General features: G+C 53.9%; 25 protein-coding genes. 19 read left to right on the forward strand and 6 right to left on the reverse strand.

Annotated features, from left to right (window positions below; translation table 11 throughout):
* The first annotated feature begins 2 nt into the window (after positions 1-2).
* From BMY44_RS11580 to BMY44_RS11600, 5 genes are all read left to right on the forward strand, one after another.
* Positions 3-878, forward strand: a complete 876-nt coding sequence (locus BMY44_RS11580; protein WP_089994215.1) for an AAA family ATPase — start codon at positions 3-5, stop codon at positions 876-878.
* Positions 875-2,056: a vWA domain-containing protein gene (locus BMY44_RS11585; protein ID WP_089994217.1), complete on the forward strand. Its 1,182-nt coding sequence runs from the start codon at positions 875-877 to the stop codon at positions 2,054-2,056. Before BMY44_RS11580 ends, BMY44_RS11585 begins: the two co-directional genes overlap by 4 nt.
* Positions 2,053-2,838 (forward strand): XdhC family protein, encoded by a 786-nt coding sequence (locus tag BMY44_RS11590; RefSeq protein ID WP_089994220.1) that lies wholly within the window; start codon positions 2,053-2,055, stop codon positions 2,836-2,838. The genes BMY44_RS11585 and BMY44_RS11590 overlap by 4 nt, the downstream gene beginning before the upstream one ends.
* A complete protein-coding gene (locus BMY44_RS11595; RefSeq protein ID WP_089994222.1) occupies positions 2,831-3,436 on the forward strand; it encodes a nucleotidyltransferase family protein in 606 nt (201 codons plus the stop codon). The genes BMY44_RS11590 and BMY44_RS11595 overlap by 8 nt, the downstream gene beginning before the upstream one ends.
* Before the next feature lie 104 nt (positions 3,437-3,540).
* A complete protein-coding gene (locus BMY44_RS11600; RefSeq protein WP_089994225.1) occupies positions 3,541-3,993 on the forward strand; it encodes an SRPBCC family protein in 453 nt (150 codons plus the stop codon).
* 103 nt (positions 3,994-4,096) lie between these two features.
* Here the strand turns inward: BMY44_RS11600 and BMY44_RS11605 are convergent, their stop codons facing one another.
* Positions 4,097-5,236 carry a vWA domain-containing protein gene (locus BMY44_RS11605; RefSeq protein WP_089994227.1) on the reverse strand — a complete coding sequence of 380 codons (1,140 nt, stop codon included), beginning with the start codon at positions 5,234-5,236 and terminating at the stop codon, positions 4,097-4,099.
* Positions 5,237-5,590: 354 nt separating this feature from the next.
* On the opposite strand from BMY44_RS11605, the gene BMY44_RS11610 reads away from it, so the two are divergent.
* The gene (locus BMY44_RS11610; RefSeq protein ID WP_089994230.1) at positions 5,591-6,214 is read left to right on the forward strand and encodes a hypothetical protein; all 624 of its coding nucleotides are present in this window, start codon (positions 5,591-5,593) and stop codon (positions 6,212-6,214) included.
* Between the two features lie 67 nt (positions 6,215-6,281).
* Here BMY44_RS11610 and BMY44_RS11615 read toward each other — a convergent pair whose 3' ends face one another.
* The 3 genes from BMY44_RS11615 to BMY44_RS11625 all read right to left on the reverse strand — a co-directional run bounded on the left by BMY44_RS11615 (position 6,282) and on the right by BMY44_RS11625 (position 8,768).
* Positions 6,282-6,695 carry an SRPBCC family protein gene (locus BMY44_RS11615; protein ID WP_089994232.1) on the reverse strand — a complete coding sequence of 138 codons (414 nt, stop codon included), beginning with the start codon at positions 6,693-6,695 and terminating at the stop codon, positions 6,282-6,284.
* Entirely contained in the window at positions 6,692-7,012 is a 321-nt protein-coding gene (locus BMY44_RS11620) for an ArsR/SmtB family transcription factor (RefSeq protein WP_089994235.1), read from the reverse strand. Before BMY44_RS11620 ends, BMY44_RS11615 begins: the two co-directional genes overlap by 4 nt.
* A 520-nt stretch (positions 7,013-7,532) precedes the next feature.
* The gene (locus BMY44_RS11625) at positions 7,533-8,768 is read right to left on the reverse strand and encodes a urate hydroxylase PuuD (protein ID WP_089994239.1); all 1,236 of its coding nucleotides are present in this window, start codon (positions 8,766-8,768) and stop codon (positions 7,533-7,535) included.
* 98 nt (positions 8,769-8,866) lie between these two features.
* Between BMY44_RS11625 and BMY44_RS11630 the strand changes: the two genes are divergently transcribed.
* Complete coding sequence (locus BMY44_RS11630) at positions 8,867-9,799, forward strand: LysR family transcriptional regulator (protein WP_089994242.1); 933 nt, start codon at positions 8,867-8,869, stop codon at positions 9,797-9,799.
* Here BMY44_RS11630 and uraH read toward each other — a convergent pair.
* Entirely contained in the window at positions 9,784-10,137 is a 354-nt protein-coding gene (gene uraH, locus BMY44_RS11635) for a hydroxyisourate hydrolase (protein WP_089994891.1), read from the reverse strand. The genes BMY44_RS11630 and uraH overlap by 16 nt on opposite strands.
* Before the next feature lie 146 nt (positions 10,138-10,283).
* Between uraH and puuE the strand changes: the two genes are divergently transcribed.
* From puuE to BMY44_RS11655, 4 genes are all read left to right on the forward strand, one after another.
* On the forward strand, positions 10,284-11,696 hold the full coding sequence (gene puuE, locus BMY44_RS11640; RefSeq protein ID WP_089994244.1) for an allantoinase PuuE: 1,413 nt from the start codon (positions 10,284-10,286) through the stop codon (positions 11,694-11,696).
* Positions 11,693-12,217 (forward strand): ureidoglycolate lyase, encoded by a 525-nt coding sequence (locus BMY44_RS11645; RefSeq protein ID WP_089994245.1) that lies wholly within the window; start codon positions 11,693-11,695, stop codon positions 12,215-12,217. Before puuE ends, BMY44_RS11645 begins: the two co-directional genes overlap by 4 nt.
* A gap of 15 nt (positions 12,218-12,232) precedes the next feature.
* Complete coding sequence (locus BMY44_RS11650) at positions 12,233-13,666, forward strand: uracil-xanthine permease family protein (RefSeq protein ID WP_089994248.1); 1,434 nt, start codon at positions 12,233-12,235, stop codon at positions 13,664-13,666.
* Between the two features lie 721 nt (positions 13,667-14,387).
* Complete coding sequence (locus tag BMY44_RS11655; protein WP_089994250.1) at positions 14,388-15,569, forward strand: tyrosine-type recombinase/integrase; 1,182 nt, start codon at positions 14,388-14,390, stop codon at positions 15,567-15,569.
* 65 nt (positions 15,570-15,634) lie between these two features.
* Here the strand turns inward: BMY44_RS11655 and BMY44_RS18380 are convergent, their stop codons facing one another.
* Positions 15,635-16,933, reverse strand: a complete 1,299-nt coding sequence (locus BMY44_RS18380) for a pentapeptide repeat-containing protein (RefSeq protein ID WP_242650534.1) — start codon at positions 16,931-16,933, stop codon at positions 15,635-15,637.
* A gap of 455 nt (positions 16,934-17,388) precedes the next feature.
* Here BMY44_RS18380 and BMY44_RS11665 point away from each other — a divergent pair, with 455 nt between their 5' ends.
* The 8 genes from BMY44_RS11665 to BMY44_RS11700 all read left to right on the forward strand — a co-directional run bounded on the left by BMY44_RS11665 (position 17,389) and on the right by BMY44_RS11700 (position 26,320).
* Positions 17,389-18,831 (forward strand): class I SAM-dependent DNA methyltransferase, encoded by a 1,443-nt coding sequence (locus BMY44_RS11665; RefSeq protein WP_089994253.1) that lies wholly within the window; start codon positions 17,389-17,391, stop codon positions 18,829-18,831.
* On the forward strand, positions 18,828-19,994 hold the full coding sequence (locus BMY44_RS11670; protein ID WP_089994255.1) for a restriction endonuclease subunit S: 1,167 nt from the start codon (positions 18,828-18,830) through the stop codon (positions 19,992-19,994). Before BMY44_RS11665 ends, BMY44_RS11670 begins: the two co-directional genes overlap by 4 nt.
* Before the next feature lie 15 nt (positions 19,995-20,009).
* Positions 20,010-22,349 carry an EcoAI/FtnUII family type I restriction enzme subunit R gene (gene hsdR, locus BMY44_RS11675; RefSeq protein WP_207510509.1) on the forward strand — a complete coding sequence of 780 codons (2,340 nt, stop codon included), beginning with the start codon at positions 20,010-20,012 and terminating at the stop codon, positions 22,347-22,349.
* An 80-nt stretch (positions 22,350-22,429) separates the two neighbouring features.
* Positions 22,430-23,650 (forward strand): hypothetical protein, encoded by a 1,221-nt coding sequence (locus tag BMY44_RS11680; protein ID WP_089994258.1) that lies wholly within the window; start codon positions 22,430-22,432, stop codon positions 23,648-23,650.
* The gene (locus tag BMY44_RS11685) at positions 23,651-24,469 is read left to right on the forward strand and encodes a hypothetical protein (protein ID WP_089994261.1); all 819 of its coding nucleotides are present in this window, start codon (positions 23,651-23,653) and stop codon (positions 24,467-24,469) included. It abuts the gene before it with no gap.
* A gap of 81 nt (positions 24,470-24,550) precedes the next feature.
* Positions 24,551-24,754 (forward strand): helix-turn-helix domain-containing protein, encoded by a 204-nt coding sequence (locus BMY44_RS11690; protein WP_089994263.1) that lies wholly within the window; start codon positions 24,551-24,553, stop codon positions 24,752-24,754.
* A gap of 4 nt (positions 24,755-24,758) precedes the next feature.
* Positions 24,759-25,184 carry a helix-turn-helix domain-containing protein gene (locus BMY44_RS11695; RefSeq protein ID WP_089994265.1) on the forward strand — a complete coding sequence of 142 codons (426 nt, stop codon included), beginning with the start codon at positions 24,759-24,761 and terminating at the stop codon, positions 25,182-25,184.
* Positions 25,185-25,276: 92 nt separating this feature from the next.
* Positions 25,277-26,320 (forward strand): tyrosine-type recombinase/integrase, encoded by a 1,044-nt coding sequence (locus tag BMY44_RS11700; protein WP_089994267.1) that lies wholly within the window; start codon positions 25,277-25,279, stop codon positions 26,318-26,320.
* The last annotated feature ends 214 nt before the right edge of the window (positions 26,321-26,534 follow it).

The raw sequence follows: 26,534 nt of genomic DNA on the forward strand, positions 1-26,534 counted from the left end.
AAATGACCTGGACGGACCTTCAAACGGCACTTGCCGTAGACGGATATGTTGCCTCCGATGACCTCAGCGTCGCCATGCACCTTGCGCTGACACTCGGGCGGCCCTTGCTGCTCGAAGGTGCGGCAGGCGTTGGAAAGACACAACTCGCCGCCAGTCTCGCCACTTTGCGCAACACCAAGTTGATCCGCCTGCAATGCTACGAAGGATTGGATGCTGCGCAGGCCATCTATGAATGGAATTATCAGCGCCAGCTTTTGACAATCCGCGCCGCAGCCGAAGACGGAGAAACCGGGAAAGCCGTCGAAGAACGCATCTTTTCGGGGGATTTTTTGTTGGAACGCCCGCTGTTGGCAGCCATTACCCAAGACACCCAGCCGGTCTTGCTGATCGACGAGATTGATCGCGCCGATGAGGAATTCGAAGCGTACCTTTTGGAAATTCTTTCGGAATTCCAGATCACGATCCCCGAACTGGGAACTGTGACAGCGACCTCAAAACCGATCGTTATCCTGACATCCAACGGCACCCGCGACCTGTCTGACGCGCTGCGGCGCAGGTGTCTATATTCCTACGTCGAATATCCCGACCATCACACTGAACTTGCGATCCTGAACGCGCGCTGCCCCGGTATCAACGCGCGCTTGGGTGCGCAAATTGTGGGCTTCGTTCAGAAGCTACGCGAAGAAGAGCTGGAGAAGGTTCCGGGCATCGCCGAAACGCTCGACTTTGCTGCTGCCCTGATGGGGCTTGGCATAGCCGACCTCACGTCCGATCCAGCTGCGTTGCAACATACACTCAGCACGCTATTAAAAACTCAAAGCGACCGCGCGCATATCACGACAGAGGTCGCTGGCCGCATCGCGGGACGCGCCGCATGAGCAGGGTCACCCGTTTTGCCAGCCGTGACCCCGGTCCAACAGCACGGGTCGTCGGGTTCATGGCACATCTGCGCGAAAACGGCCTACGCCTCGGCGTGTCAGAAACCGAACTGGCCCTGTCTGCACTGTGCGAAGTCGATGCGAGCCAGCCGAACCACAGCCGCCAGGCCCTGAAGGCCGTCTGTACAAGCTGCAAGGAAGAGGTGGAACGATTTGACGACCTGTTCGACAGCTACTGGATGGATGCAGGTCGCGTGAAACAGAAAATCGTACAGGCCCCGCCAAGCGAGGGCGATGACAGTGTGCACTCCTCCCGCGATGCCAAGGGCGAAGATACCGGTGGTGCAGGGTCTGCCAACGCGCCGGATGTTGGAAATGGCGAGGCGCAAAGCGACGGCGAAGGTCGCCTGATCGCAATCGAGGTGCGCAACCTGATGCGCAAAGACCTGCGCGACCTCGTGCGCCCCGAAGATATCGCAAAAGCGGAAGAGGTTGCTCGCCGATTGGGCGCTGCGCTGCGCGACCGCCGGTCGCGCCGCCGCATCGCTTCGCGCCAGGGGGATCGCCTGCATTTTCGCAAAACGATCCGCGCAAGCCTTGCAACTGGCGGCGAACCATTGCGCCTGATGCGCAAACATCGCCCAGACCGGCCGCGCAAGATTGTGGCTCTTTGCGATGTGTCTGGGTCGATGACCGTCTATGCGCAGGTCTTTCTTGCGTTTTTGGCAGGCTTGATGCGCAGCGATACAACCGCCGATGCCTACCTGTTTCATACCCGACTTGTACGCATTACCGAAGCTTTGCGGGATAAGGATACGATGCGGGCCATCGGGCGCATGTCGCTGATGGCAGACGGTTTTGGCGGCGGCTCGGAAATCGGGCCATCAATCGCACGATTTGCCAGGACCTACGCCAAACGGTTTGTCGACGGACGCAGTGTCGTAATGATCCTGTCGGATGGTTACGACACGGCACCGCCCGAAGTGATGGACGCGGCATTGGCCGACCTCAAGAAACGGGGCTGCAAGATCATCTGGCTGAACCCGCTCAAAGGCTGGCGTGACTACGCGCCCGTAGCCAATGGGATGGCCGCCGCTTTGCCGCACCTCGACCTGTTTCGGGCGGCAAATACACTTTCGGATCTGGCGGCACTTGAACAAGAGGTGATGACCATATGACCCCGGCCGAATTCCTCTCGGATACATTGGCCGATGCAGCCACGGCGCTGCGGGCAAGGGACGAACCGTTCGCCTTTGCAACCATTGTCCGCACGGCTGGGGCGACCGCTGCGAAACCTGGCGCAAAGGCTTTGCTAGGTGCAGACGGGACTATCTTGCATGGCTGGCTGGGTGGCGGATGCACACGGGGTGCGGTCAAGAAAGCAGCCTTGGAGGCCTTCATATCAGGTCGTCCGCAACTTGTGTCTGTCGCGCCCGAGGAACTTTTGGCGGAACGGGGTGTCAGTGCTGGTGACGAGGTTGAAGGAACGCGCTTTGCCCGCAACGGCTGCCCGTCAAAAGGCAGCGTTGATATCTTCATCGAACCGTGCCTGCCCATGCCACAACTGGTGGTGTTGGGTGCATCGCCGGTTGCAGACGCGCTGGCGACCCTGGCACCGCAGTTTCATTGGGCAGTTATCAGGGAATTATCGGACGAACAGACACCGTCGCACCAGCAGCGGATCATCGTGATTGCGACACAGGGCCAAGGCGATATTGACGCGCTGCAACAGTCCTTGCGCGCACCCGCACAACATGTGGCCTTTGTCGGAAGTTCACGAAAGTTCGAAACACTCGCCGCAAGACTTATCGACAGCGGCATTGAGACATGCCGTGTAAATGCCGTAAAGGCACCTGCAGGTCTGAAACTGGGTGCTGTCACGCCCGAAGAAATCGCGCTCTCGATCATGGCCGATCTCATACAGGTCCGTCGCGCAGGGATAGGTGTCGCAGATGTATAGCGTCGCTGCGATCATTCTGGCTGCAGGACAGTCTCAGCGCATGGGTGGCGCCAACAAGTTGCTTCTGCCTGTCGCGGGTCAGCCGATGATCCGTCATGTGGTGAAATGCTATCGCGCAGCAATAGACGGCCCGATCATCGTTGTCACCGGGCATGACGCATCTAACGTAGAAGCCGCACTTGATCACATCGACGCGCACTGCACTTTCAATCCAGATCACAAGAATGGGCAGCAGACCGCGGTGGCGCTCGGCCTGTCGCATGCACCCGATGCGAACCTGCTCTTGATCGGGCTTGGTGATCAGCCACTGCTGCAAAGCGCAGATATTCGTGACCTTATCGCAGCCCATCAAAGTGCAGATCCACTCAAAATATCGATCCCCGCGATGGATCATGTCCGCGGCAACCCCATCGTCGTGCCGCATTCTCTGCGTGCCATGCTGACAGCAGACCAAGAACGTCCCGGCTGCATGCGTTTCAGGCGCGATAACCCCGCCCGCGTACAACGGCACGCCTTGCCTGCGGCCGGGTTCTACACCGATATCGACACCCCGAACGACTATGCGGCGCTGACTTCAGACAAGGAATTCATCACATGAAACGCCTACTCAAGACGTTCCGTCTGTTGCGTAGCAAACTCGCGCTCACACCAGAATAAGCCGAACAAATCAGATTTCCCTGTTGCTAAGAAAAGGACACCACGATGGAACTTGCGGACGAGATCGTGATCAACGCACCAAAAGAGCGGGTCTATGAAGCCCTGAACGACCCGGAGGTACTAAGGCAATGCATCCCCGGCTGCGAAGAACTGATCAAGCACTCCGATACAGAGCTTGAGGCGAAAGTCGTTCTCAAGATCGGACCCGTCAAAGCCCGTTTCAGCGGTGACGTGCAGCTTGATACAAGCGGAGCGCCAGATGCCTTTTCTCTGACGGGGCAAGGCAACGGGGGCGCGGCAGGCCATGCCAAAGGTGGGGCCGATGTCACGCTGACCGAAGTCGGCGAGACAACGATACTGCGTTACGAAGCAAAGGCGGCGATTGGCGGTAAGCTGGCCCAACTGGGAAGCCGCCTGATCCAGAGCACTGCGAAGAAGCTCGCGGCGAAGTTCTTCAAATCCTTTGCCGAGGTCGTAAACGAGGAAACGCCTGCCTAAGCCGTTCACCGAAATAGACGATTCACGCAGCAATAAAGCGCATGCCATATTTGCGGGCATGCGAAAGCTCGAAACAAAAGGACAAATTGGCGGACGTGGCCCCCTACTTGTCAGGCGGAAAACGCGGTGGAAAGCCTTGCTCTATCAGGTATTCGTTCTGCAGTTCCCGCCCAACCTCAAGAAACGGATACAGCACGTCGATCACCCAGTTACCGGACTCGGCGGCAATATCAGACGCTTCAAAGACCATCTGATTGGAACATTCTGCATAAAGCGGGTCATCGTCAGGGGCGTTGTTGTTTGCCGCCATGACGGCTTGCAAAAGACGGCGAGGCGCATTTCGATTGTAACAGTGCATCGCAGGGGTTGAGACCTCGACAAAGGCGCGATCAATTCGGTTCGCATTGCCCTGGACGCAGAATTCATAGGTGATCATATCCCGTTCCGATTGGGCAATTTCCTGCAACTTTTCACGCAGGATGCTTCCTGTTTCCGCCGGATAAAACGTACCACCCCCTGCGGCCGCCACAGCTTCCAACTGCGCCTGGGTTTCCGCATCCACAGCAAAGCCGATGGTGTTTACCGTGGTGCGCACGCCAGCCTCGTAGAGCGTTGTAGCAGCAGTCACAGGATCGCTGTCACAAGTCTCCTCCCCGTCCGAAATCAGGTAGATCACTGGTGCCAATACGTCCTCGCCATCCGGTTCCGGCAACGCGGCTATCAGCTCTCCCGAATAGGTCAGTACGCCACCCATCGGGGTCCATCCCGTCGGGCTGAGCCCTTCGATCGACGTGGCCAGATCCGCGCGGTCCGCATCAAATCCGTGGATCATCTCGGATGACGCGCACGACTCAGCCTTGCCATCCTGCTGGTTGTTGCCAAGGTGCCCGTAAACGACCAGCCCGACGGAAATATTCTCATCAAGGTCGGCCAGAAAACTCACAGCCTCGCGTTTTGCGATTTCCATTTTCGTTTCACCGTCAATCGATCCCGCCATGGACCCGGACGCATCAATCGCAAGGATTAGGTGGGACGCAGGCAGTGCGTCATCAACTCCCGAAGGCCGGACACAATCCTGCAGATCATATGTTGGAACAACTGGCGTGCATTGCGCGATGTCGACTGGCACATCCGCCGTGATCTCATCGAACAGCGCCTGACATTCCGCCGTAAGGCGTTGAGCCGAGACGTCCGTTGAAAAGGCAATTACGAACGCGGTGCAGGCTAAACTCATCAAACGCATACTGAATGGCTCCTCATATTCAACAAGACCCTACCGCGATTACGCCATGACGCAAATCCTTGAGGCAGGAACTGTCCCGTGCATGGTGTGAGAGCAAGTTGCCGCGTCCAAGTTGGTCTTCGGCATGTCAGGTCCGGACCTGCAAGTCAGAGGCACCCAAGCATCTCCGAGTGACCGAAAACAACAGCCTATGGCAGATTCAGCCGCTAACTCACCGAAGATGTCCGTTCATTAATTGGCGAAGATCCATCCTTCACCAAATGGGTCGGTGTGCTATTCTGACATATCTGGATTGGTTTTCCACATCACCCGATGCCAATCTCTGAAACTGACCAGCAATGACCGGAGCGCAACTTGCAAGACTTCACCAGGAAGCTTTGGGAAAAACAAAACCAGCATCCCGGTGACAGGTTTCGGCTCTTTCGCGCTGTCGGAGACGTCATATCTCCCAAGTCTGTTCTTTACGCCGGAAGCTACGTGGATATTGCACCGTCATTCATTTTTCCAAGTGTGACGTATGTCGACATGGACCGCCGCGCCAAGCACTTCTTTGATGACGAAGCTGGTGTCAGGGAACTCATTGAAACCGAAAGTGTGGTCGGATCGAATGCGTCGTTTTCCTTTGTCCATACTGATTACGCAAAGCTGTCGATGCCAGACCAATCCTTTGATCTGCTGATTTCGCTCTACGCTGGGTTTATCTCGGAATACTGCACCGACTTCCTCAAAGTCGGCGGACACCTCCTCGTAAATCCAAGCCACGGCGATGCTGCACTTGCGTCCATAGACAAACGCTATCGGCTGGCGGGGGCAGTCCTTTCAAAAGCAGGAGACTATCGCGTTATTCAAAACGATCTGGATGATTACCTGCAGCCCAAAAAAGCTGTCGAAGTCACACGCGAAATGCTTTTCGCGACGAACCGGGCTGTTGCCTACACGCGACAAGCGTTCGCCTATCTTTTTGAGCGTGTGATGTAAGAGACCGTGGGCACCTTGCACTAGCTGACCTAGCAGGCCTCATCTCGGTCAACGCCCTGCTGCAATTTTAGCCAGCATGGGCAGACGTCCGCATTCTTGCCAAGTGTTCGTCCCAACCCTTATCCAGCGCAAGAATTAAGCCAAAGGCGTCCTCCCCTTGGGGCAGACCTTCATGTCGCAGGGATAGCTTCGTGCCACCCTCGACGTCTTCCAACGTCCACTTTACCGTGCTTGTCTGCCCTGCCATTGGGGCGATCGAGAATGTGTATTCAAGACGGGCAAACGGCTCGGCGACAAGAACTTCGCCCCACATGAGTTTGTCGCCACTTTCAACGCCAAACATCTCGTATTCGCCTTCGATCAACGGACTCTTCGGCTTGTGAAACCAGATCGCAAGCTTGTCCGGTTCCGTCAGATAGTCCCACACCTTAGCCGGCGTCGCTTTCAGGTAGATCGTCTTTTCCAGGATCATGTCGGTCATTGCATGTCTTTCTCTATTTCAGATTTCAGGGTGCTCAGGCGATCGTCCCAGAATGCATCAAAGTAACTGAACCAATCGATCACACGTCTCAATCCATTTGGATTGAGTGTGTTGACCCGTGTTCTGCCGCTGACTTGGACAGAAATCAGATCACCCTCGCTCAAGATCGAAAGGTGCTTCTTCACGGCAGCCCTCGTCATGTCGAAGTTTTCGGCAACCTCCGCGATTGTCATCTCGTTCTCTGCGAGTAATCGAAGGATGTTTCTTCGTGTCGGGTCGGCGAGCGCACGAAATCCCAGATGTTCAGCGTCCGTCATGCGATCACCGTTAGGAAATCGAATGCACCGTCTTGGTGTAGGTAGGCGACACCTTCTGAAGTTGTCCGCCATTGAAAGTCATCGGATCCGATCAACTGAATAGGGTCCGCATGGGCGTATGTTGCCAAACTCATAAATAGAATTGCAGCTGACCCCAATACAGAACGCATGTCGCCCCCATAAGTAATACCGATTGGTATCACTTATATGAAACCATATGGTATCGCGTCAAGCTGTTTCTTGCGAAATCAAATCGAAGGACAGACACCGACTTTGCTTCCATTTGATAGTAAGCCACATAATTCTGAAATTGCGGGCAACCAGATGGTTGGCAGATCTGCGCTTCCGGCAGAACTCTGCTATCTCGGAAATGGTGGATAAATATCTGCCGGACCGGCAACTTATCGTCCGAAAGGACTTCATTATCTGCACAGCGTCATTTGCGCGCACAATAGCACCTATATGATCAGTCATCAGTTCGCGTTAAGCGGGGACTCCAAAACGCGAAGGTTGTGAACTGTCATTCCGCGCCGCGCACCTCACGCACCCATGCAATGATTGTCTCGCGCGACTCTTGATCCATCTGGATTGCATTCGGTGGCGGCATGGCGTGACTCAGGCCTGCTTGCAGGTAGATTTCGCTGGCGTATTTGGCAACGTCACCAGGCGTTTCCAAGTGAATACCCTTGGGCGCCCACTGCATGTTATTCCAAACCGGTTCACGTGCATGGCACATCGAACAGTGGCCAAGCACGGTATCATAGGCGTCTTCGAACCCAGCCGCGGAAACAAAGCGCTGTTCATACGCTGTAAGCGCGCGTGCCTCTGCGTCTTCCCATGTTTCCGTTGGGCGGACAGACGACAACCATGCAATCAGGATCATTAGCAATACTGTCACTGCCCAAGTCCAATGTGGCCCTGTACCTGTTCGGTGCATGGTATTGAAATAGTGGCGAATGGTGACACCGGTCAGGAAGATAAGGCTTGCGATGATCCATGCATACGGTGTGCCGAACGATAGCGGATAATGGTTCGACAACATCAGGAAGACGACTGGCAATGTCAGGTAATTGTTGTGCGTGGACCGCAGCTTTGCAATCGCTCCGTACTTTGCGTCGGGGGTCCTGCCAGCCTTGAGATCGGCAACGACAATCCGTTGGTTCGGCATGATGATGAAAAACACGTTCGCAGTCATGATTGTCGCTGTGAACGCACCAAGGTGAAGCAGCGCAGCCCGACCGGTGAAAATCTGGTTGTAGCCCCACGACATCACGACAAGCAGTGCAAAAAGCACAAGCATCAGAAGGGTGGGATAGTCCCTTAGCCCGCGTTTACACAATTGGTCATAGATTACCCAACCGATGGTGAGGGACGCGCCGGAAATCAATATGCCCTGCCACAAAGACAAATCCGCTTTGGTCGGGTCCAGCAGATAGATCTCACCGCCAACCCAGTAGACGATCATAAGCAGCGCAGCCCCTGACAGCCATGTCGTATAGCTTTGCCATTTGTGCCAAGTCAGATGCTCTGGAAGTCGCGCTGGTGCGACAAGGTACTTGGTCGTGTGGTAAAATCCGCCGCCATGCACCTCCCATTCTTCGCCATACGCACCTTCGGGCATGCCCGGTGCAGGTTTCAGCATCAAATCCAGAGCGATGAAATAGAACGACGCACCAATCCACGCCATGGCAGTGATCACGTGCAGCCAACGCACGGAAAACGCCACCCAATCCCACATCACAGCTAAATCAAACATGCGTCGTCTCCCTCGTCGGACTCCAAAGGATGCTATGCCATAAAGCATTATTCTGGTATTGCTGCAAAAAGCCAAAGAGCATCAAAAAAAACCAAACAATGTCATACCTCGAAAACATCCGCACTTTCGTAAGGGTCTATGAGCTGGGCAGCATGTCTGCTGCAGGCCGTGACCTTCGGATATCACCTGCTGTCACATCTTCCCGCATTTCTCAACTTGAGGATCGCCTGAGCGTCCGCCTCTTCCAGCGCACGACTCGCAGCCTGACCCCAACCGAACAGGGCAAAGCATTCTACGGCGGGGCCTGCGAAGTGCTGGAAGCCGTCGAAAACGCAGAAGCGAACGTCGTCAATATCACGGATAATCCAAAAGGATCCTTGTTTGTGGCGGCACCACTGGGTGTAGGTCGCAGGTTGATCGCGCCGCAAGTCCCAGAGTTTTTAGCGCAGTACCCCGAAGTTTCGGTCCGACTCAGACTGACGGATCGAAAGATCGACCTCACAACCGAAGGACTCGATCTTGCATTCTTTCTTGGCCAGCCCGAAGACAGTAATCTCCGCATCCGGAAAATCGCGGATGTACCGCGCGTTTTGTGTGCCTCTCCGGAATATATCGAAGCCCACGGAAATCCTGTCTCTGGCGAACAACTGATTGCTGATGGCCACGAGTGTTTGAATCTGCGTTTTCCGGGGGCGCCAGAGTTTCAATGGCCTCTGATCACTGACGACGGACCCAAGAAATTTCGGGTCTCTGGCCGTTACGAATGTGACGACGGTGACATTCTGACCGATTGGGCGTTGGCCGGCCATGGTATCGCGATGAAACCGACCTTCGAAGTGTCGAGTTATATCACCAACGGCCAATTAGTGCCGGTCGCCGTGAACACGCCGCCAGAAAACATTCAGATGGCCTGTCTTTTCACACACCGCCGGCGGCAGGACCCTAAGACAAGACTGTTTATGGAGTTCATGATCGAACGGATCGGCAAAGCCGTGAGAAATAGCTCCATTCAGGCTCAGCTGCCCCGATAGGTCGAATAGCCAAATGGCGAAAGAAGTAGCGGGACATGATAATGCGAGGCTTCTGACATCCCAAACCGGAGCGGGATAACATCCAGAAAACGAGGCGTTTCCGGCGCGACACCACAAGCGTCAAAATAGTCACCCGCGTGGAAGATCAACTCATAAACGCCAATCTGAAAATCTGCCTCCGGCAATATCTGTTCATCCGTCCGCCCGTCGTTGTTGGTCACAAGCGTCCTTAGATGGGTCCGGGTAACACCTTCGATACGGAAAAGGTCGATTGTAAGTCCGCTTGCCGGACAGCCCTTACTTGTATCAAGGACGTGTGTCGTAAGATAACCCGTCATCGTTGCCTCCATCGGTTCTAAGGTGCTTATAGACGCGCGCTTGCATCAGCAGCAAAGTGCATTTGATTGATGGTCTTTCGCATATTTCTTGAAAATGGCTAAGATTGTTTTGCTTTAACTTCACGCCAGCAATGAGGGAGTCACCCGTGAAGCGATATCCGCGCGACATGACCGGTTACGGTGCCGTACCACCGCCCGCCAATTGGCCGAATGGTGCCAAGATCGCCGTCCAGATCGTTCTCAACTATGAAGAAGGTGGTGAAAACAACATTCTTCATGGCGACCCCGCGTCCGAAGCGTTCTTGTCCGAAATCACTGGCGCACAGGCGTGGCCCGGCCAGCGCCATTGGAATATGGAATCGATTTACGAGTATGGCGCACGTGCAGGGTTTTGGCGCGTTCAAAGGTTGCTCGGCGATTTACCCATCACGGTATACGGTGTCGCGACCGCACTTGCGCGCGCGCCTGCACAGGTGGCCGCAATGAAGTCATCGGGATGGGAAATCGCCAGCCACGGCCTCAAGTGGATCGAACACAAGGACATGCCCGAACATGAAGAACGGGCCCAAATCGCAGAGGCGATCCGGCTTCATACCGAAGTAACCGGTGCGCCGCCACGTGGCTGGTACACTGGCAGATGTTCGAACAATACAGTGCGATTGGCTGCAGAATCTGGCCAATTCGACTACGTCGCTGACAGCTACGCAGACGACCTGCCTTACTGGATGCGGATTGCCGGCAGGGATCAACTGATCGTTCCTTACACGATGGACTGCAACGATATGCGTTTCGCCATACAAGCGGGCTTTAGCAACGGCGATCAGTTCGAAAGTTACCTCAAGGACAGTTTCGACGTCCTGTATGAAGAAGGCGTAGCTGGTACGCCAAAGATGATGTCCATCGGTTTGCACTGCCGGTTGATTGGACGCCCCGGTCGCCTTGCAGCCCTGCGGCGTGCGATCAGGCATATGCAGTCTTATGAAGACGTCTGGTTCGCTACAAGGCTTCAGATTGCACAGCATTGGGCGCAGACGCATCCCCCAAGTGATATTGCCAAACCATCCGAGATGACGCGGGACGCCTTTGTTTCAGCATTTGGAGGGATCTTTGAACACAGCCCGTGGATCGCAGAGGGGGCATACGATCTAGAACGAGGGCCTACTCACGATTGTGCGCAGGGCGTCCACCAATGCCTGACACGTATATTCCGGTCTGCATCACATGATCAGCGATTGGCAGTGCTTAACGCGCACCCCGATCTTGCGGGCAAACTGGCCGCCGCTGGCAAGCTGACCGCAGAAAGCACGTCTGAACAGGCAGGTGCCGGATTGGACATGCTCACAGATGAAGAACGCGAAACGTTCCAGTCCTTGAACACACAATACGTGGACCGGCACGGCTTCCCATTCATCATCGCGGTACGGGACCACACCAAACCCTCCATCATGGCAGCGTTCAAGCAGCGGATCAGCAACGACCGCGAAACCGAGTTTGCCGAAGCCTGTCGGCAGGTCGAACGTATCGCGGAACTCAGACTGCGCGAGAAGTTACCCACATGACCCAGACGATCCAGGTTAAGGAAATTTCAAAAGCCGCGTTTGTGGACTTTGGTGATGTGATCGACACATCAGGCGCTCCTGACAAGATCATCAATCAGGGTCTCTGCGGTCGCTTCCACGACCGCGCAAAACTTGACTTCACTTCGGGGCGTGCAGGTGTCAGCCTGTTCAAGGCAGAGGCGCGTTCCTTGCCAATGGCGCTTCAAATGGTCGAGCGTCATCCCGAAGGATCTCAACTGTTCATACCAATGTCAGAACATGGGTTTCTGGTCATTGTTGCACCCGATGAGAACGGAACGCCCGGTCAGCCTAAGGCATTTCTGACCAAGCCGGGCCAAGCCATCAATTTCCATCGCGGCACATGGCACGGCGTCCTGACGCCATTGTCAGAACCGGGCCTGTTCGCGGTGATTGACCGCGTCGGGACCGGAGCAAATCTTGAAGAACACTGGTTCGACACCCCGTACACCGTTGAACTGAAAAATAAAAAAACCGGTACGGGAATAGCGAAGGCATCTTAGGGAGGAAACTTGACAATGACCGATACATCTATCGGGACGCCGGAACAGCTGCGCGATCCCAATTACACCCCGGCACTTCACCGTGCCATTCCACTGGGCATCCAGCACGTGCTGGCAATGTTCGTTTCGAACGTGACACCTGCCATCATCATCGCAGGTGCAGCTGGCTTTGGATTTGGTTCTGACGCAGGCGCGCAGGGCTTCCCTGACATGACCTACATGATCCAGATGTCGATGCTGTTTGCAGGCATCGCGACATTGTTTCAAACGATCGGAATGGGACCGGTCGGCGCACGTCTGCCAATCGTTCAAGGCACAAGTTTTGCTTTCATTCCAATCATGATCCCGCTCGTGGCCGGTAAGGGCGTTGACGCACTTCCGGTCCTGTTTGGTGGGGTCTTGATCGGCGGCTTGTTCCACACGCTCTTGGGAACATTCATTGGGAAAATCCGCTTTGCGCTGCCACCGCTGGTCACCGGCCTTGTTGTTACGATGATCGGTTTGGCATTGGTCAAGGTCGGCATTCAATATGCAGCCGGTGGCGTTCCTGCCATCGATCAGCCGGAATACGGGTCGTTGCTGAACTGGTCGATCGCACTCGTCGTTGTTCTCGTGACGCTCGGGCTGAAGTTCTTTGCCAAGGGGATGTTATCAGTTTCCGCGGTCTTCGTCGGGATCATCGCCGGTTACCTCGTCGCCCTGTTCTTCACGGACATGGTTTCGTTTGAAGGTATCTCAACAAGCATGAGCCGCGCGGCAGCTTTCCAGGTGCCTTCACCCTTCAAATATGGGTTCGAGTTCAGCCTCGCAGCAGTCATCGGCTTCTGCCTGATGTCCTTTGTTTCAGCCGTTGAAACTGTTGGCGACGTGTCAGGTATTACCAAAGGTGGGGCTGGCCGTGAAGCAACTGAACAAGAAATCCAAGGTGCAACATACGCCGACGGTGTTGGTACAGCAATCGCTGGCATCTTTGGCGGTCTGCCGAATACGTCCTTCAGCCAGAACGTGGGCCTGATTGCAATGACCGGCGTGATGAGCCGTCATGTCGTGACCATCGGTGCGATCTTCCTGATCATTTGTGGTCTGATGCCAAAAGTGGGCGCGTTGATCCGCACGATCCCAATCGAAGTTCTGGGTGGTGGTGTGATTGTCATGTTCGGCATGGTCGTTGCGGCAGGTATCTCGATGCTGTCCGATGTGAATTGGAACCGTCGGAACATGGTGATCTTTGCCATCGCCTTGTCGATTGGCCTTGGCCTACAGCTTGATCCGAAAGCAGTTCAGTACTTGCCTGATACGCTGCGCATCTTGATGACCTCTGGTCTGCTTCCAGCTGCCCTGATCGCCATCGTGCTCAATCTGATCCTGCCAGAAGAACTGTCAGATGAATCGACCGAAGAAGTCTCCGGCGGCCTGTCCGGTCACGGCGATGGATCGCTAAAAGGCTGATACCGCCATAACACCGAAAACAAGGGCCCGGTCGTGCGACCGGGCCTTTTTTGTCTGGCAGCATATTTGCATTTGAGCTGAAGAGGCCATTGCGGCCTATCGGCGTCAATCCAACCGGCACAGATGAATTGCGTTTTCACGCGACAGCGTTGATCGCAACTCAAACCATTGGTCGGGAATTCAATCGCTTTGATCGTCGGTCGTCGATACTGACGAAACCCTTGTGCAGGACCGTCACAAATTGCTTGACGGCGCGGACCGACGGCACCCATCCGTGCCATCAATTGCTATTGCATCAGGCAGTAGAGCGGGTTCAAACGGCCTCTGGATTAATGGAAACGCCGCAAAACTTTTCAATTCAAAGGTTTTCCTAACACGAGTCGGTCAAGGCCGAACCCGGCAGGAAAGACAGCAATCATTCGTGACAAGCGAATACATGGGCACCAAAGGCGAAAACTCGGCACCTTGTAGCGCTCGGTCAACACACCAGTGTGAACCCATGTTCTGAATTTGAGGAATTACCCTATAAGTTCAACACACTATAAGGGTGATTTGGCGGACTGGGGAACCGTATAACCCCTGTTTTTACACGTTCGCAAAAATTCGGCAATATCCATTTTTATTTATATATATCAGATAGGTAAATTCGCATGCATCTATTGAAGTTCGCAACCGTTCACCTTAAATCTGAAATCAGTGTGGGAACAAATGTGGGAACAAAATGTTATTGAGCGCTCAAAAGGTCAAAGCAGCGAAGCCGGGGCGGCACGGGGATGGGCGCGGTCTTTTTCTTTACGTCAAACCGTCAGGCACACGTTCGTGGATTCTACGGTATCAAGTGCAAGGACGGCGGCGTGACCTAGGGCTGGGCGCATACCCAGACGTGACGCTGGCCATGGCCCGCGAACGCGCAACCGAAGCCCGCCGATTGATTGCCAACGGCGAAGACCCGATAGCCAAAAAGAAACAAGCCAAACCAAAGACGTTCAAAGATGCAGCACTTGAATTGATCGAAAACAAACGGCACGGCTGGAAAAACGCCAAACACGCTGCACAATGGACATCGACACTCGAAAGCTACGTCTTTCCAAAGATCGGACAAGTTCAAGTATCCAAGATCGAAACTGCGGACGTGATCAGCACATTGACCCCAATCTGGTCCGAAAAGCCCGAAACAGCCAACCGCGTCCGTCAACGCATCGAAGCAGTGATCGACTACGCATCCGCCTTGGGTATCCGCACAGGCGACAACCCCGCGCGCTGGCGCGGACATCTTGACCACCTATTGCCGAAGCCAAAGAAGGTGCGCGCAGTGAAACACCACGCCGCCCTGCCCCATGCCGACATTGCCGACTTCATGACAGAACTGTCCACGCGCACAGGCATTGCAGCACAGGCGCTGGGCTTTACGATTCTGACGGCAGCACGTTCAGGCGAAACGCGTGGCATGATTTGGGGCGAAGTCGATCTTGAAAATGCGACGTGGACCATTCCCGCCCAGCGCATGAAAGCAGGCAAAGAACACCGCGTTCCTTTGAGCAAAGCTGCAATTGCCCTTCTTGGCCCGCGCCGGGACGCCAACGCGCTGGTGTTCGAAAGCGAAGCCAAACCCGGCAAGCCTATATCAGACATGAGTATGACCGCCGTCCTACGCCGTATGAAGCGCGACAACATCACCGTCCACGGTTTCCGATCCACATTCCGCGATTGGGCTGGAGAAACGACAGGCTTTCCACGCGAAGTGATCGAAGCCGCACTTGCACATGGGATCAAAGACAAAGCCGAAGCGGCCTACGCTCGTAGCGATTTGTTCGACAAACGGCGGTTATTGATGGAAGCATGGGCGAGCACTACCGCTTCGCACTCCCAACCCGGCAACGTCGTGTCTATGAAATTAAACTGAGCTACTCCCTGATGTTTGGGCAGGTTTGAGCGAAAATTAGACTATTTAACTTACGTTGCGTGTTGTTAGCGTAGCCGAAATCTCGTTCGCAGACCGAGAGCCAAAAAGAATAATAAGGGCAATGCCGCAACCGTCTGAATTCCTGATACGAATTGCATGGTTGGAGACAGCGCTTCTAGAACCTCTTTCAAGAACGTCCGTCCGAAGCCAAAAATTGGAAGCAGGTTTGAAAAACTGGTAGCTAGAGACAGCGCCGCAGCATCACGAGTGCTATACGAATCAAGCAATTCCGCGAATAGCATACCACCTCCAAGCGCAAATAAAACTGCGAGGTAAAACAGCGGCCTTCCAATACTATTTCCATAACTAGAAAACCAATCAAAGGCATAGTGTAACATGCGTTGTGTCACAGAACCGATATGTTTTGAGAATGCTAATTCTCGTCTGTAGAAAAAGTGTTCGCTTTCCGGAAAAGACTGCCGGGCCATTGTGTGTCTCAATTTACTTGCAGATATTTTACCCTCAAATGCATCTTGGAGAGCAGCTTTATCTGTATTCACATTTGCTCTGCGCAGACGAGACTTCAGGATTTCCCAATCCGTATGTTCTTTGGGCCAGTAGGACTCGTGTGCTGTAAAAGTTGTGATCTCATGAAGATTTGCTCCATTCAGAACTGGGAAGTGGCTCGTGAACTTTGCTCCGTCGAAGAAACTCACGGCATCAAACCTCGTTCCGCTGAAATCAGCTCGGCACGCGATATCCCTATCTGAAACACCGAATATGGCGCGGCTGAATACTGTTACAGCTTCGAATGTAACATTCTGAAAAGAAACGTTTTTATGGAAGTTCGCTCTTTCAAAGACCGCACGATCTAAGAAATTTGCGCGGTAGAACGACGTTTCTTCTTGAAAATTGACTTCGTAAAAGCGGGCACGGTCACAGAAGTAAGCGCGGTCAAAATTTGCTGTTTTTTCAAAAACAGACCTAGCGAAAGAAAGTATGCGCACTATGAACTTATCAAATACGACATGATGCTTAAATCTTACATTGCGTAGATTTATGACTTCTTCTGAATTAGGGATAGCCGGCGGGATCGAGTCTGGACCATTCCGCTTGTGCCACTCTCGGTTGAACTGAATTTGAAGCTGCGGCAAGTCCACTTTTCCGGTATCATGGACTGATAAGCGGTTCCTTGCTGAAATTAGTTTGCATTGTTTGGGCTGTAAACCTTGCGACGCCCACGAATTCCAGGTTTGGCGGTTCCTCGCGTGCAGTTCCCAGTCAATCTCAGCATCAAGTTGTTCGCCGTGCATGGTCATTAGTATGTACCATGCGTTCTTGTTCGCATCTTTCAATATAGTCATCGTTACCCCAAATCCTTCAAGAGATTGACCAGATTTAGTCAATCAAGGCAAGAAGTTGCGCCAAAAAAAAATGAAATTTAGTGGAGATATCAAGCCGGATGCTAAAATTGATGGACCGCGAACTGGCAACAGCCTTGGATCACGACACCCTGAAATGCCATGTGATCATTGATGGCAGTTTGGGCAACTAGCGACCATCTTTACAAATTGCAGCATCGATCGAGACAGGCTCAATATTGTTTCTCAACGTAATTAGGATAGCGGTTCGCTTTGGAGCTTCCAAATTGATATTCCTGAGCGGGATGCTTCACGGTGCCGGTTTCCGCTGATCAAAACTGTCGTTTGCTTACTTAGCGATGATGCTCATGTTGACGATGGGCACGTAACGACCCGCATATTCGCGTTGTGATCCTTGAGGCGCAACTCTAATTTGCAGAAAATCAAAGGAATCCCACGTGTTTGAAAACGCCTTCAACAGCATCGACCGTGAACTACGCAACGAAGAAGGGCTGGCATCTGAACTGGACTACGCGGAACAAACGTCGTGGATTTTGTTCCTCAAGTACCTCGACGACATCGAACAGGAACGGCAGGACGAAGCGGAACTGGCGGGCGAGGACTATGCCCCTACCCTGCCAACCCCGATGCGCTGGAAAACATGGGCGTCGGCCAAGAATGACGACGGGACCGACCGTAAGGACGTGCTGACGGGCGAAGACCTGATCACCTTCGTCAATCAAACGCTCTTCCCGACGCTCAAGAAGTACCGGGAAGACGCAACCAGCCCGGACACCATCGAATATAAAATCGGGGAGATCTTTTCCGAGATCACAAACAAGTTCCGCTCGGGCTATTCCCTGCGCGACGTGCTCGAAATCGTGGACGGGCTGGAATTCAATACCCAAGAGGCCAAGCACGAACTGTCTGACCTCTACGAGTCCCGCATCAAACGCATGGGCAACGCGGGGCGCAACGGGGGCGAATACTACACGCCGCGCCCGCTGATCCGCGCCATGCTCAAGGTGATCGATCCCAAGATTGGCGAGACGGTCTATGACGGGGCCTGCGGCTCTGCGGGGTTCTTGGTTGAGGCTTACACCCACATGCTGACACCTGAAATTTCCGCGACCGACTTCAACACGCTCCAGACCAAGACCTTCTACGGGCAGGAAAAGAAATCGCTCGCCTATATCATCGCCATCATGAACATGATCCTGCACGGGATCACCGCCCCCAATATCCGGCGCACCAATACGCTGAACGAAAACGTCATGGATATTCAGGAAAAGGACCGGCACGACGTGATCCTTGCCAATCCGCCGTTCGGGTCAGGGGAACGGGCCGAGGTTCAACAGAACTTTCCGATCAAATCGGGCGAGATGGGGTATCTGTTCATCCAGCACTTTATCCGGAAACTCAAGGCTGGCGGGCGGGCCGCTGTGGTGATCAAGAACACGTTTCTATCCAATGGAGACGCGGCGGCGTTACGGCGTGAATTGTTGGAGACCTGCGACCTGCACACGGTGCTGGACTGCCCCGCCAAGGTGTTCCAAGGGGCGGGGGTGAAAACCGTCGTGCTGTTCTTTGAGAAAGGGCGCAAGACGCATAAAACGTGGTACTACGCGCTGGACCCGGAACGGTCCTTGGGCAAATCATCCCCCCTGCGCGATGATGAACTGGCCGAGTTTGTGGAGCTGCAAAAGACGCGAGGTGACAGCCCCAAAAGCTGGACAGTGCAGCGCGGGGATATTGATGCGGAGACGTTTGACATGTCCGTCAAGAACCCCAACGCGCCAGAGGAAGCCCCCCTACGCGAACCGGTGGAGATTATTGAGGACATGCTGGCGCGGGATGCGGAGACCGCCAAGATCTTGGAAGAGATCAGGGGAATGCTGTGAAGGCGGGCTGGGAGGTTAAGCCGCTTGGGGAAGTTCTTGAGGTGCAGAACGGTTATGCCTTTGCCTCAAAACAGTTTTCCGAAAGTGAAGGCACGCCGATCATCAGGATTCGCGATATTACGGCGGGAACAACCACTAAGCGTTTTGTTGGGCCCTTTAACGAGGACTACGTCGTTAAGAACGGTGACTATTTGATCGGGATGGACGGTGAGTTTCGTTGCAATCAATGGCAGGGCGATGACGCGCTACTGAACCAGCGGGTTTGTCGCCTTCGCGAATTTTCCGACGCGCTGCTTCCCCGCTATCTTTATTATGGGGTCAATAAATATCTGAAGGACATTGAAGACGTCACTTCATTCACCACCGTGAAGCACTTGTCCTCTAAGTCCATCAAGGCAATTGAATTTCCAATCCCACCCCTCGAAGAGCAAAAGCGGATTGTGGCGGTTTTGGATGCGGCGTTTGAGGGGCTGACCCGCGCCAAAGAAAACGCCGAAGCCAACCTCCAAAACGCGCGGGAGTTGTTTGAGGCAACTGTAACTGCGTTACTTTCAAATCCGTCTGGTGAATGGGAGCGAGCCAAACTTACCGAATACTGCGAGAAAATCACTGTTGGTCACGTCGGGCCAATGGCTTCCAAGTATGTCGATCAAGGCGTGCCGTTTTTGAGATCACAGAACGTCAGACCGTACAGAATTGACTTGGAAAATGTGAAGTACATTGATCAAGGTTTTCATGGAGAGTTGGCCAAGTCTAAGCTTTCTCCCGGAGATGTGGCCATCGTGCGTACCGGTTATCCGGGTACAAGTGCGGTTATCCCTGATGATCTTTTGGATGCAAATTGCGCAGACTTAGTGATCGCCAAGACGGGTCCAAAGCTCGACGCCCATTTTCTTGCCCTGCTTCTTAACTCTGACTATGGGAAGAAGCTCGTTGCTGGTGCAGCAGTCGGGGCCGCGCAAAAGCACTTCAATGTTGGCGCAGCAAAAGAAGCTTTGTTTGATTTCCCACCTCTCTTTGAACAACGCGCGCTAGTTGAAAAACTTGAGGTGGCGCGCAGCCAACTAAGCGAATTGGAAAATTTCGGGGCCACCAAACTCACCGATATCGCAGACCTGCGCCAATCGCTCTTGCAAAAGGCCTTTGCGGGGGAACTGACTTAGGGCTAACCTCAACCCATGATTGATGAATCCCCCCTGAGCCGCGAAACAGAGGCCGACACCCGCGCGATGCGGATCGACCCTGACTTGGCGGCCAACGGCTGGGAAGGCCCCGCCAAGATCGACGGCGCGCGGGTGCATCGCGAAGAAATGCTCTGGCCCGGTCGCATTATGTCTGGCGGTCAGACGAACGGGCCAAAGCCTGCGGATTACGTCCTGCGCATGAATGGCCACGTCATGGCGGTGATGGAGGCCAAGAAGGCCAGCCTGCCCTATACCGACGGGCGCAGCCAAGCCTATGACTATGCCAACCGCATCGGTGCCCGCTTTGCCTATTGCACCAACGGGCTGCGCTATCACGAGATTGATATGCACACGGGCGCGGAACAAGAGGTGGACGCCGTACCGCCCCCGTCCGAGTTATGGGACCGCTGCTATCCCACCGGCAACGCATGGCGCGACCGTTTCGGCCAAGTCCCGTTCGAAACCGACGGCGGCAAATGGCAACCGCGCTACTATCAAGCGGGCGCAGTGAATGCCGTGCTAGAGGCGATGGCCGACGGCGAAAAGCGCATCCTGCTGACACTAGCGACAGGTACGGGCAAGACCTCTATCGCGTTCCAGATCGCGTGGAAGCTGTTCCAATCGCGCTGGAGCCTTTCGGGCGAACCTACCCGCCGCCCGCGCATTCTGTTCCTTGCCGACCGCAACATTCTGGCCGATCAGGCCTACAACTCGTTTTCCGCGTTTGAGCCGGATGCCCTAAGCCGCATTAATCCCAAGGAAATCAGCAAAAAGGGCAAGATGCCCCGCAATGCGTCCGTATTCTTTACGATCTTTCAGACGTTTATGACCGAGAACAAGAACGGCGAAGAGGAATTTAACTTTCGCGAGTACGAAGAAGACTTCTTTGACTTCATCATCATTGATGAATGTCACAGGGGCGGCGCGAAAGACGAAAGCACATGGCGTAAAATCCTGGAGTATTTCGAACCCGCCGTGCAGCTAGGCCTGACCGCTACGCCCAAGCGTAAAGTGAACGCCGACACCTATTCCTACTTCGGCGAACCCGTCTACACATACGCCCTGCGCGACGGGATCGAAGACGGCTTCCTGACCCCGTTCAAAGTCCGCCAAATGGCCAGCACGATTGATACATACGTCTATGATCCTGATGATGAAGTGGTTGGCGGTGAGATTGACCCTGATCACGTCTACACCGAGGCCGAGATCAACGCGAAGATCGTGATCCCCGAACGCGAACAAAGCCGCATCCACGAGTTCATGGATCAGATCAACCCGCGCCAAAAAACGCTAGTGTTCTGCGCCACCCAAAACCACGCCGCCGCCGTCCGCGACTACATCAACCAGATCAAAGACATCGACGATCCGCATTATTGCGAACGTGTCACAGCCAATGATGGCGCGCTGGGCGAACAGCATTTGCGCGAGTTTCAGGATAACGAACGCAGCATCCCGACGATCCTGACGACATCGCAAAAGCTATCGACTGGTGTGGATGCCCGCAACGTCCGTAACATCGTGCTGATGCGCCCTGTGAAGTCGATGATTGAGTTTAAGCAGATTGTTGGACGGGGAACGCGGACGTTTGAAGGCAAAGATTTCTTCACGGTGTTCGACTTCGTAAAGGCTTATGAACACTTCAACGATCCTGAGTGGGATGGCGAACCATTACCGCCTGACGTACCAAATCCGAGGCCCGCGCCCGCTGGTGGTTCGCGCCCGGAAGGTCCACCTGATCCGAGTCCAGAACCCGAAGCGAAGATCATTGTGAAGCTTGCAGACGGTAAGGAACGCCAAATCAAGTATGTCGCGACGACGACCTATTTTTCCCATGATGGCAAGATGATCTCGGGCCAAGAGTTCATGGACCAGCTGTTTGGTGACCTTGGGGATTTGGTGCGGGACGAAGATCACCTGCGCGAAATCTGGAGCAATCCCGAAACGCGCGTGCAGTTCTTCAAAGTTCTTGCGGATCGCGGCTATGACTCTGACCGTTTGGAAGACATGAAACTGTTGATTGATGCGCCGAACAGCGACGTTTTTGACGTGCTTGCCTACGTGCGTTTCACGCTGCAACCGTTGGAGCGCTCAGAGAGAGTAAGCAAGGCCAAAGACGTCGGCCTTTCCGAAATCGAAGGCGAGATGCGTTCATTTCTGGAAGCTGTTCTGAACGCTTACGAAATACATGGCGTAGATGAACTTGCGCTGACCAAGATCACCGATTTCTTGCGTGTTCGGTATGGCGGCACAAATGGTGCAAAGCATGCCTTGGGGGGCATACCGCAAATTAAGCAGGCATTCACAGAAATACAGGCGCACCTTTACGCTGATTAAATTAGGTAAAAACAACCCAAACTTGCAACGAACGCACACGGACCCCATATCTCTGATAGTTTATTTCAGAGGCACAACATATGGCGTCATATAACGGTTTTCTTAGAAAGTCCCCTTCGCACCGTCTTGAAAAGTATTTCCACTTCAAAGGCGTCGAAACACGTAAAGACTTTGACTGGACTAGCACTGGTCGCGGGACTGAATTGGTGGAGTCAATCAACGGGCTTTTGGCCGAACTTTCCGACCTTAAGCAAGATGTTTTGAAAGCCGAGATTGACCACCTTGCCAGTTTGGCAAACGACAACGGGCTATTGAGTGCAGAACAGGTTTGCGCTGGGCAAAGCATCGACCTTGAGGGTTTTGAAGGCGTCCAAGACATTCTGTTGATGCTTTCGGTTGAACACCCCCACTTGATCGACCGTGTTTCAGCACAAGCGTCGCTGATCCAACGAACAGGGGGCAAACAGTGGTCAGCGTTTCAGTTCGAAAATGATGGCAAGCCATGGGCTTTGGGTAGCGTTGAGGCCCGCGAAGGTTTCTTAGCCGAAGCAATCGAAATCCTCGAACTGCCCGCGCATCGCCAGCGTGAAGCCGACTGGTTCAAGGTAATCCGCTTGCACCCCATTACGGGCGAAGAGATCGAAATTTTGCAGGCGACAATCTATGTCGAAGAACGCGCAGAAAGCGAACTTGCCTTTGGTCCGACCAACACCCTTGAACGCCAGATTGTCCCCAAAGTGGTCGAAGTTGGCCTTGCCTGTAACGCCCAAGAACGTGTGATTGAAATCTGCGCGAAGGGCGGCAAAAAGGTCCGGGATCAATACGCAAAAGCCTTTGCAAATCACTTTGCACCAGAAAGCGAAATACCCGTTGAAACCCCGCGTCGCGAGGTGCATCTAGGTCACCTTCGCAGCATGCCAGCTTTCGAAACCGAACCTGCGGACGGGATTGAACGGGTCGAAGTCTCTTCACTTGATTTTTTTTCAAGCGGCGGCGGCTTTTCCCGGTTTGAACGCAAAGGCGAAGGCGAAAACATCTATCGGTTTCTTGAACGCCGCTTTGGTCCATCGTCACCATTGACGGCAAGCGGTTGGGACATCTTGGGCGCGACAATCCGCATTGTGGTTGCCGCTTCAGAAGAAAAACGACGCCGCACCCTCACGGTCACGCTACGCGCGCCGAACACGACCACCCTGCCCAACAAGACCGAAACCGACCGTCAATTCGTGTTCGGCCTGCTAGAACGCTGGAATCTGATCGCACCACCAGAAAAGGAAGCGGAAGTCATTGAGGCTGCTTAATTGACCACTATCGCAACGCTTGCCAGGATCATCGCCCAGCGCGGCAGGACTTCAAAAACCTTCTTTGAAAAGCAAGATGGTTTTTACCCATTGATTGACGCTGGATTGGTTGAAGTTACTGGCAAAGTGCAGTCAATCTTGTGCGATGCATGTAGCGACCCACACGACGCGGAAGTCATCTTTAGGGATGGAACTTATGGGTTTTACTGCGGTGAAGTGGGCTTTTGTAGCGTAGATGAAAGTGACGTTATAGCTATCGATCCAAACATTGGCGGGCTGGTCGCACATCTTGCATCAGTGTTTGCGTGCAAACGACGCAAATCGACCCCCATCCACGCCGACACTTGGCGGATTGGCGCAATTGACACACCCGGCGGTGATCTGGCGCTCTATTTTCATCCAACCCTGCAAAGCGAACTAGACGTTAGGGCTGTTGAGTCTGCCTTGAACGAAGAGACCAGATCAGCTTTTCGATTGATCATCAGCGCAGTCGGCAAACTACCAATTGCAGGCGCAAAATCCGCCGAACTTGTGGACGTTGTCGAACTGGATAGCAGGACCAATGAACTAACCGCATTAACCGACCCAAGGATCATTGCGGGCGCGCCCCAAGCCGTCATTAATGGACGGCCCAATCTTTATGCTGAAATGTTACAACCGCTTATTTTAAGCCGTATTGAAGAAAACTTAGCGCATTCTGGGCTAAACAAAGAAGCGAAGGCAATCCGCGAAGTGTTATTCCAGAGTTCACGCGGCGGACAAGTCCCGTCGCTTTCAACAATCAAATCATATCTGTCTAAGACTCGTACTGGTCAATAAATGGTCAGTAACTATCGGGCTGTTTTGAACCAGCTTTGATCCGCGAACGTCCGCTTGCAAACGTACAGAAAGGTATGAGCAATGACGGACTTTAACAAAACCCAATCGCCAATCGCAGTCTCACCAAACGAAGCCGCGCGCCTTGCAGGCGTGGGACGGACAACGCTTTACGCCGCCTTGGCAACGGGCGAACTCAAAAGCCTCAAGATCGGCACCCGCCGCCTGATCAAGGTGACCGCTATTCATGATTGGCTGCAATTGAACGAACAGCGGAACGGCGGGTAAGGCCATGCCAAAGCAAGCCAAACTTAACCGCATCAAAGCTTTCCGATCTTACACAATCCAAGAGGCGGCGCACATCGCTGGCGTCTCTGATCATACGATCCACAATTGGGGCAAGAACGGTTTGCGGATGATGGACGCAGCACAGCCTACGCTTATTCGTGGTGACGATCTGCGCGACTACATCAAGGCCCAGCGCAGCAAGCGCAAGTCGCCAACCGAACCAGACACATTCTATTGTGTCGTTTGCAAACGGCCACGCCATGCCGCTGCAAACATGGCGGACTGCACAATCATCGGCAATCGCGCCACACTAACGGCGCTTTGCACAATCTGCGAAACTGTCGTGTCTAAGCCGGTGGCCAAAGCCAATGTCACGTCACTGGCCCGCACACTCGACCTCACAATCAAACGGCATGAAACAACATTATAGTGGTACGCATCTGCCCCCTTGATTTGTCACTTCATCGCAGAACGGCCCCGCGCTGTTTCGACACCAAAATCCAACATTGAAAAGAGGCTAGAATGTCTAAGTCACCTATTGAAAAAAACGAACGCATCAAGCGGCACTTTCTGGAATATCGCAAGTACGCCCGCCAACTGTCAGACAAGACACTGGATCGAGAAATGGCGGCACTTGAACGCTTTGACGTTTGGAACCAACGCAAAGACTTCGCCCAGTTTCATATCGAACAGGCGATGGGGTTCCGCACGCACTTGGGGCAAGCCAAAGGGGCCGGGAACAAACCTTTGGCCAAGTCTACAATGCGCGCCACGCTGGCAACCCTGCGAGAATTTGTTCTATGGCTTTCCCAGCAAGATGGCTTTCGCAGCCGTATCAAGCCAAAGGATGCAGACTATTTCAACCTATCCCGCCGGGACGAAGCCGAAGCCCGCGCTGCACCGCCGCGCCCTGCCCCAAGCGTAAATCAGGCCAAACGCACTTTGTCCCTTATGCCGACAACCACGCCAATCGATCTTCGTAATAAAGCCGTGTTCGCATTGCTTTGCCTGACAGGTATTCGGGTCGCGGCGTTAGTGTCTTTGCGGATTAAGCACGTCGATTTGGCAGAAAAGTCTGTGACGCAGAACCCGCGCGAAGTCGCCACAAAATTTGGCAAACGCATCGATACTTTCTTTGCACGCGGGTTTGAGGACGCCGAGGATGTCTTGGCGCAATGGATAGAGCATCTCGACGAAGTTGAACTTTATGGCCCAGATGATCCGTTGTTCCCTTCCACTGCGTTGCTATCAAACTCAAACGCAGGTTTTGAACGTAATGGCTTTGATCGGCGGCACTGGAAAACCACCGAACCTGTCCGCAAAATCGTCAGAGAAGCCTTTGATGTTGCTGGTCAACCGAACTACGGACCGCACTCATTCCGTCATATGCTTGCCCGCCATGCAGTCGATACGGCAGAATCTGTAGCAGAGATCGTTGCGGCATCGCAGAACCTTGGTCACTCGGGCGTATTGGTTACGCTCACGAACTACGGCCAGGTCAGCCGCGAACGGCAACGCCAGCTTGTGACAGGGAATGTGGAACGTCGCGCACCTTTGACTCGATAAACCGGATTTTCTGAATCAGATAAGAAGGCCGCGCCATGCAATATTGACCCAAACGTCAAGCATTTCTGACTCAGACCGGACCTACGACGCAGGAAACGCGGAGGTCAGGTCTGCGGACGAAGCGGACATTGACTACTTCAGCTGATGTCGAGTTCGACGGTAAATCCACCGGCTATTAGTTTGCTGCCATCGAAAACTGGCTCTTCCGCCATCG

The organism is Cognatiyoonia koreensis (assembly GCF_900109295.1).
GTDB lineage: Bacteria > Pseudomonadota > Alphaproteobacteria > Rhodobacterales > Rhodobacteraceae > Cognatiyoonia > Cognatiyoonia koreensis.

Coding starts and splice junctions, on each gene's coding strand:
- BMY44_RS11580 (WP_089994215.1), top strand. CDS start 3: ATGACCTGGACGGACCTTCAAACGGCACTTGCCGTAGACGGATATGTT.
- BMY44_RS11585 (WP_089994217.1), top strand. CDS start 875: ATGAGCAGGGTCACCCGTTTTGCCAGCCGTGACCCCGGTCCAACAGCA.
- BMY44_RS11590 (WP_089994220.1), top strand. CDS start 2,053: ATGACCCCGGCCGAATTCCTCTCGGATACATTGGCCGATGCAGCCACG.
- BMY44_RS11595 (WP_089994222.1), top strand. CDS start 2,831: ATGTATAGCGTCGCTGCGATCATTCTGGCTGCAGGACAGTCTCAGCGC.
- BMY44_RS11600 (WP_089994225.1), top strand. CDS start 3,541: ATGGAACTTGCGGACGAGATCGTGATCAACGCACCAAAAGAGCGGGTC.
- BMY44_RS11605 (WP_089994227.1), bottom strand. CDS start 5,236: ATGCGTTTGATGAGTTTAGCCTGCACCGCGTTCGTAATTGCCTTTTCA.
- BMY44_RS11615 (WP_089994232.1), bottom strand. CDS start 6,695: ATGACCGACATGATCCTGGAAAAGACGATCTACCTGAAAGCGACGCCG.
- BMY44_RS11620 (WP_089994235.1), bottom strand. CDS start 7,012: ATGACGGACGCTGAACATCTGGGATTTCGTGCGCTCGCCGACCCGACA.
- BMY44_RS11625 (WP_089994239.1), bottom strand. CDS start 8,768: ATGTTTGATTTAGCTGTGATGTGGGATTGGGTGGCGTTTTCCGTGCGT.
- BMY44_RS11630 (WP_089994242.1), top strand. CDS start 8,867: ATGTCATACCTCGAAAACATCCGCACTTTCGTAAGGGTCTATGAGCTG.
- uraH (WP_089994891.1), bottom strand. CDS start 10,137: ATGACGGGTTATCTTACGACACACGTCCTTGATACAAGTAAGGGCTGT.
- BMY44_RS11645 (WP_089994245.1), top strand. CDS start 11,693: ATGACCCAGACGATCCAGGTTAAGGAAATTTCAAAAGCCGCGTTTGTG.
- BMY44_RS11650 (WP_089994248.1), top strand. CDS start 12,233: ATGACCGATACATCTATCGGGACGCCGGAACAGCTGCGCGATCCCAAT.
- BMY44_RS11655 (WP_089994250.1), top strand. CDS start 14,388: ATGTTATTGAGCGCTCAAAAGGTCAAAGCAGCGAAGCCGGGGCGGCAC.
- BMY44_RS18380 (WP_242650534.1), bottom strand. CDS start 16,933: ATGACTATATTGAAAGATGCGAACAAGAACGCATGGTACATACTAATG.
- hsdR (WP_207510509.1), top strand. CDS start 20,010: ATGATTGATGAATCCCCCCTGAGCCGCGAAACAGAGGCCGACACCCGC.
- BMY44_RS11680 (WP_089994258.1), top strand. CDS start 22,430: ATGGCGTCATATAACGGTTTTCTTAGAAAGTCCCCTTCGCACCGTCTT.
- BMY44_RS11690 (WP_089994263.1), top strand. CDS start 24,551: ATGACGGACTTTAACAAAACCCAATCGCCAATCGCAGTCTCACCAAAC.
- BMY44_RS11695 (WP_089994265.1), top strand. CDS start 24,759: ATGCCAAAGCAAGCCAAACTTAACCGCATCAAAGCTTTCCGATCTTAC.
- BMY44_RS11700 (WP_089994267.1), top strand. CDS start 25,277: ATGTCTAAGTCACCTATTGAAAAAAACGAACGCATCAAGCGGCACTTT.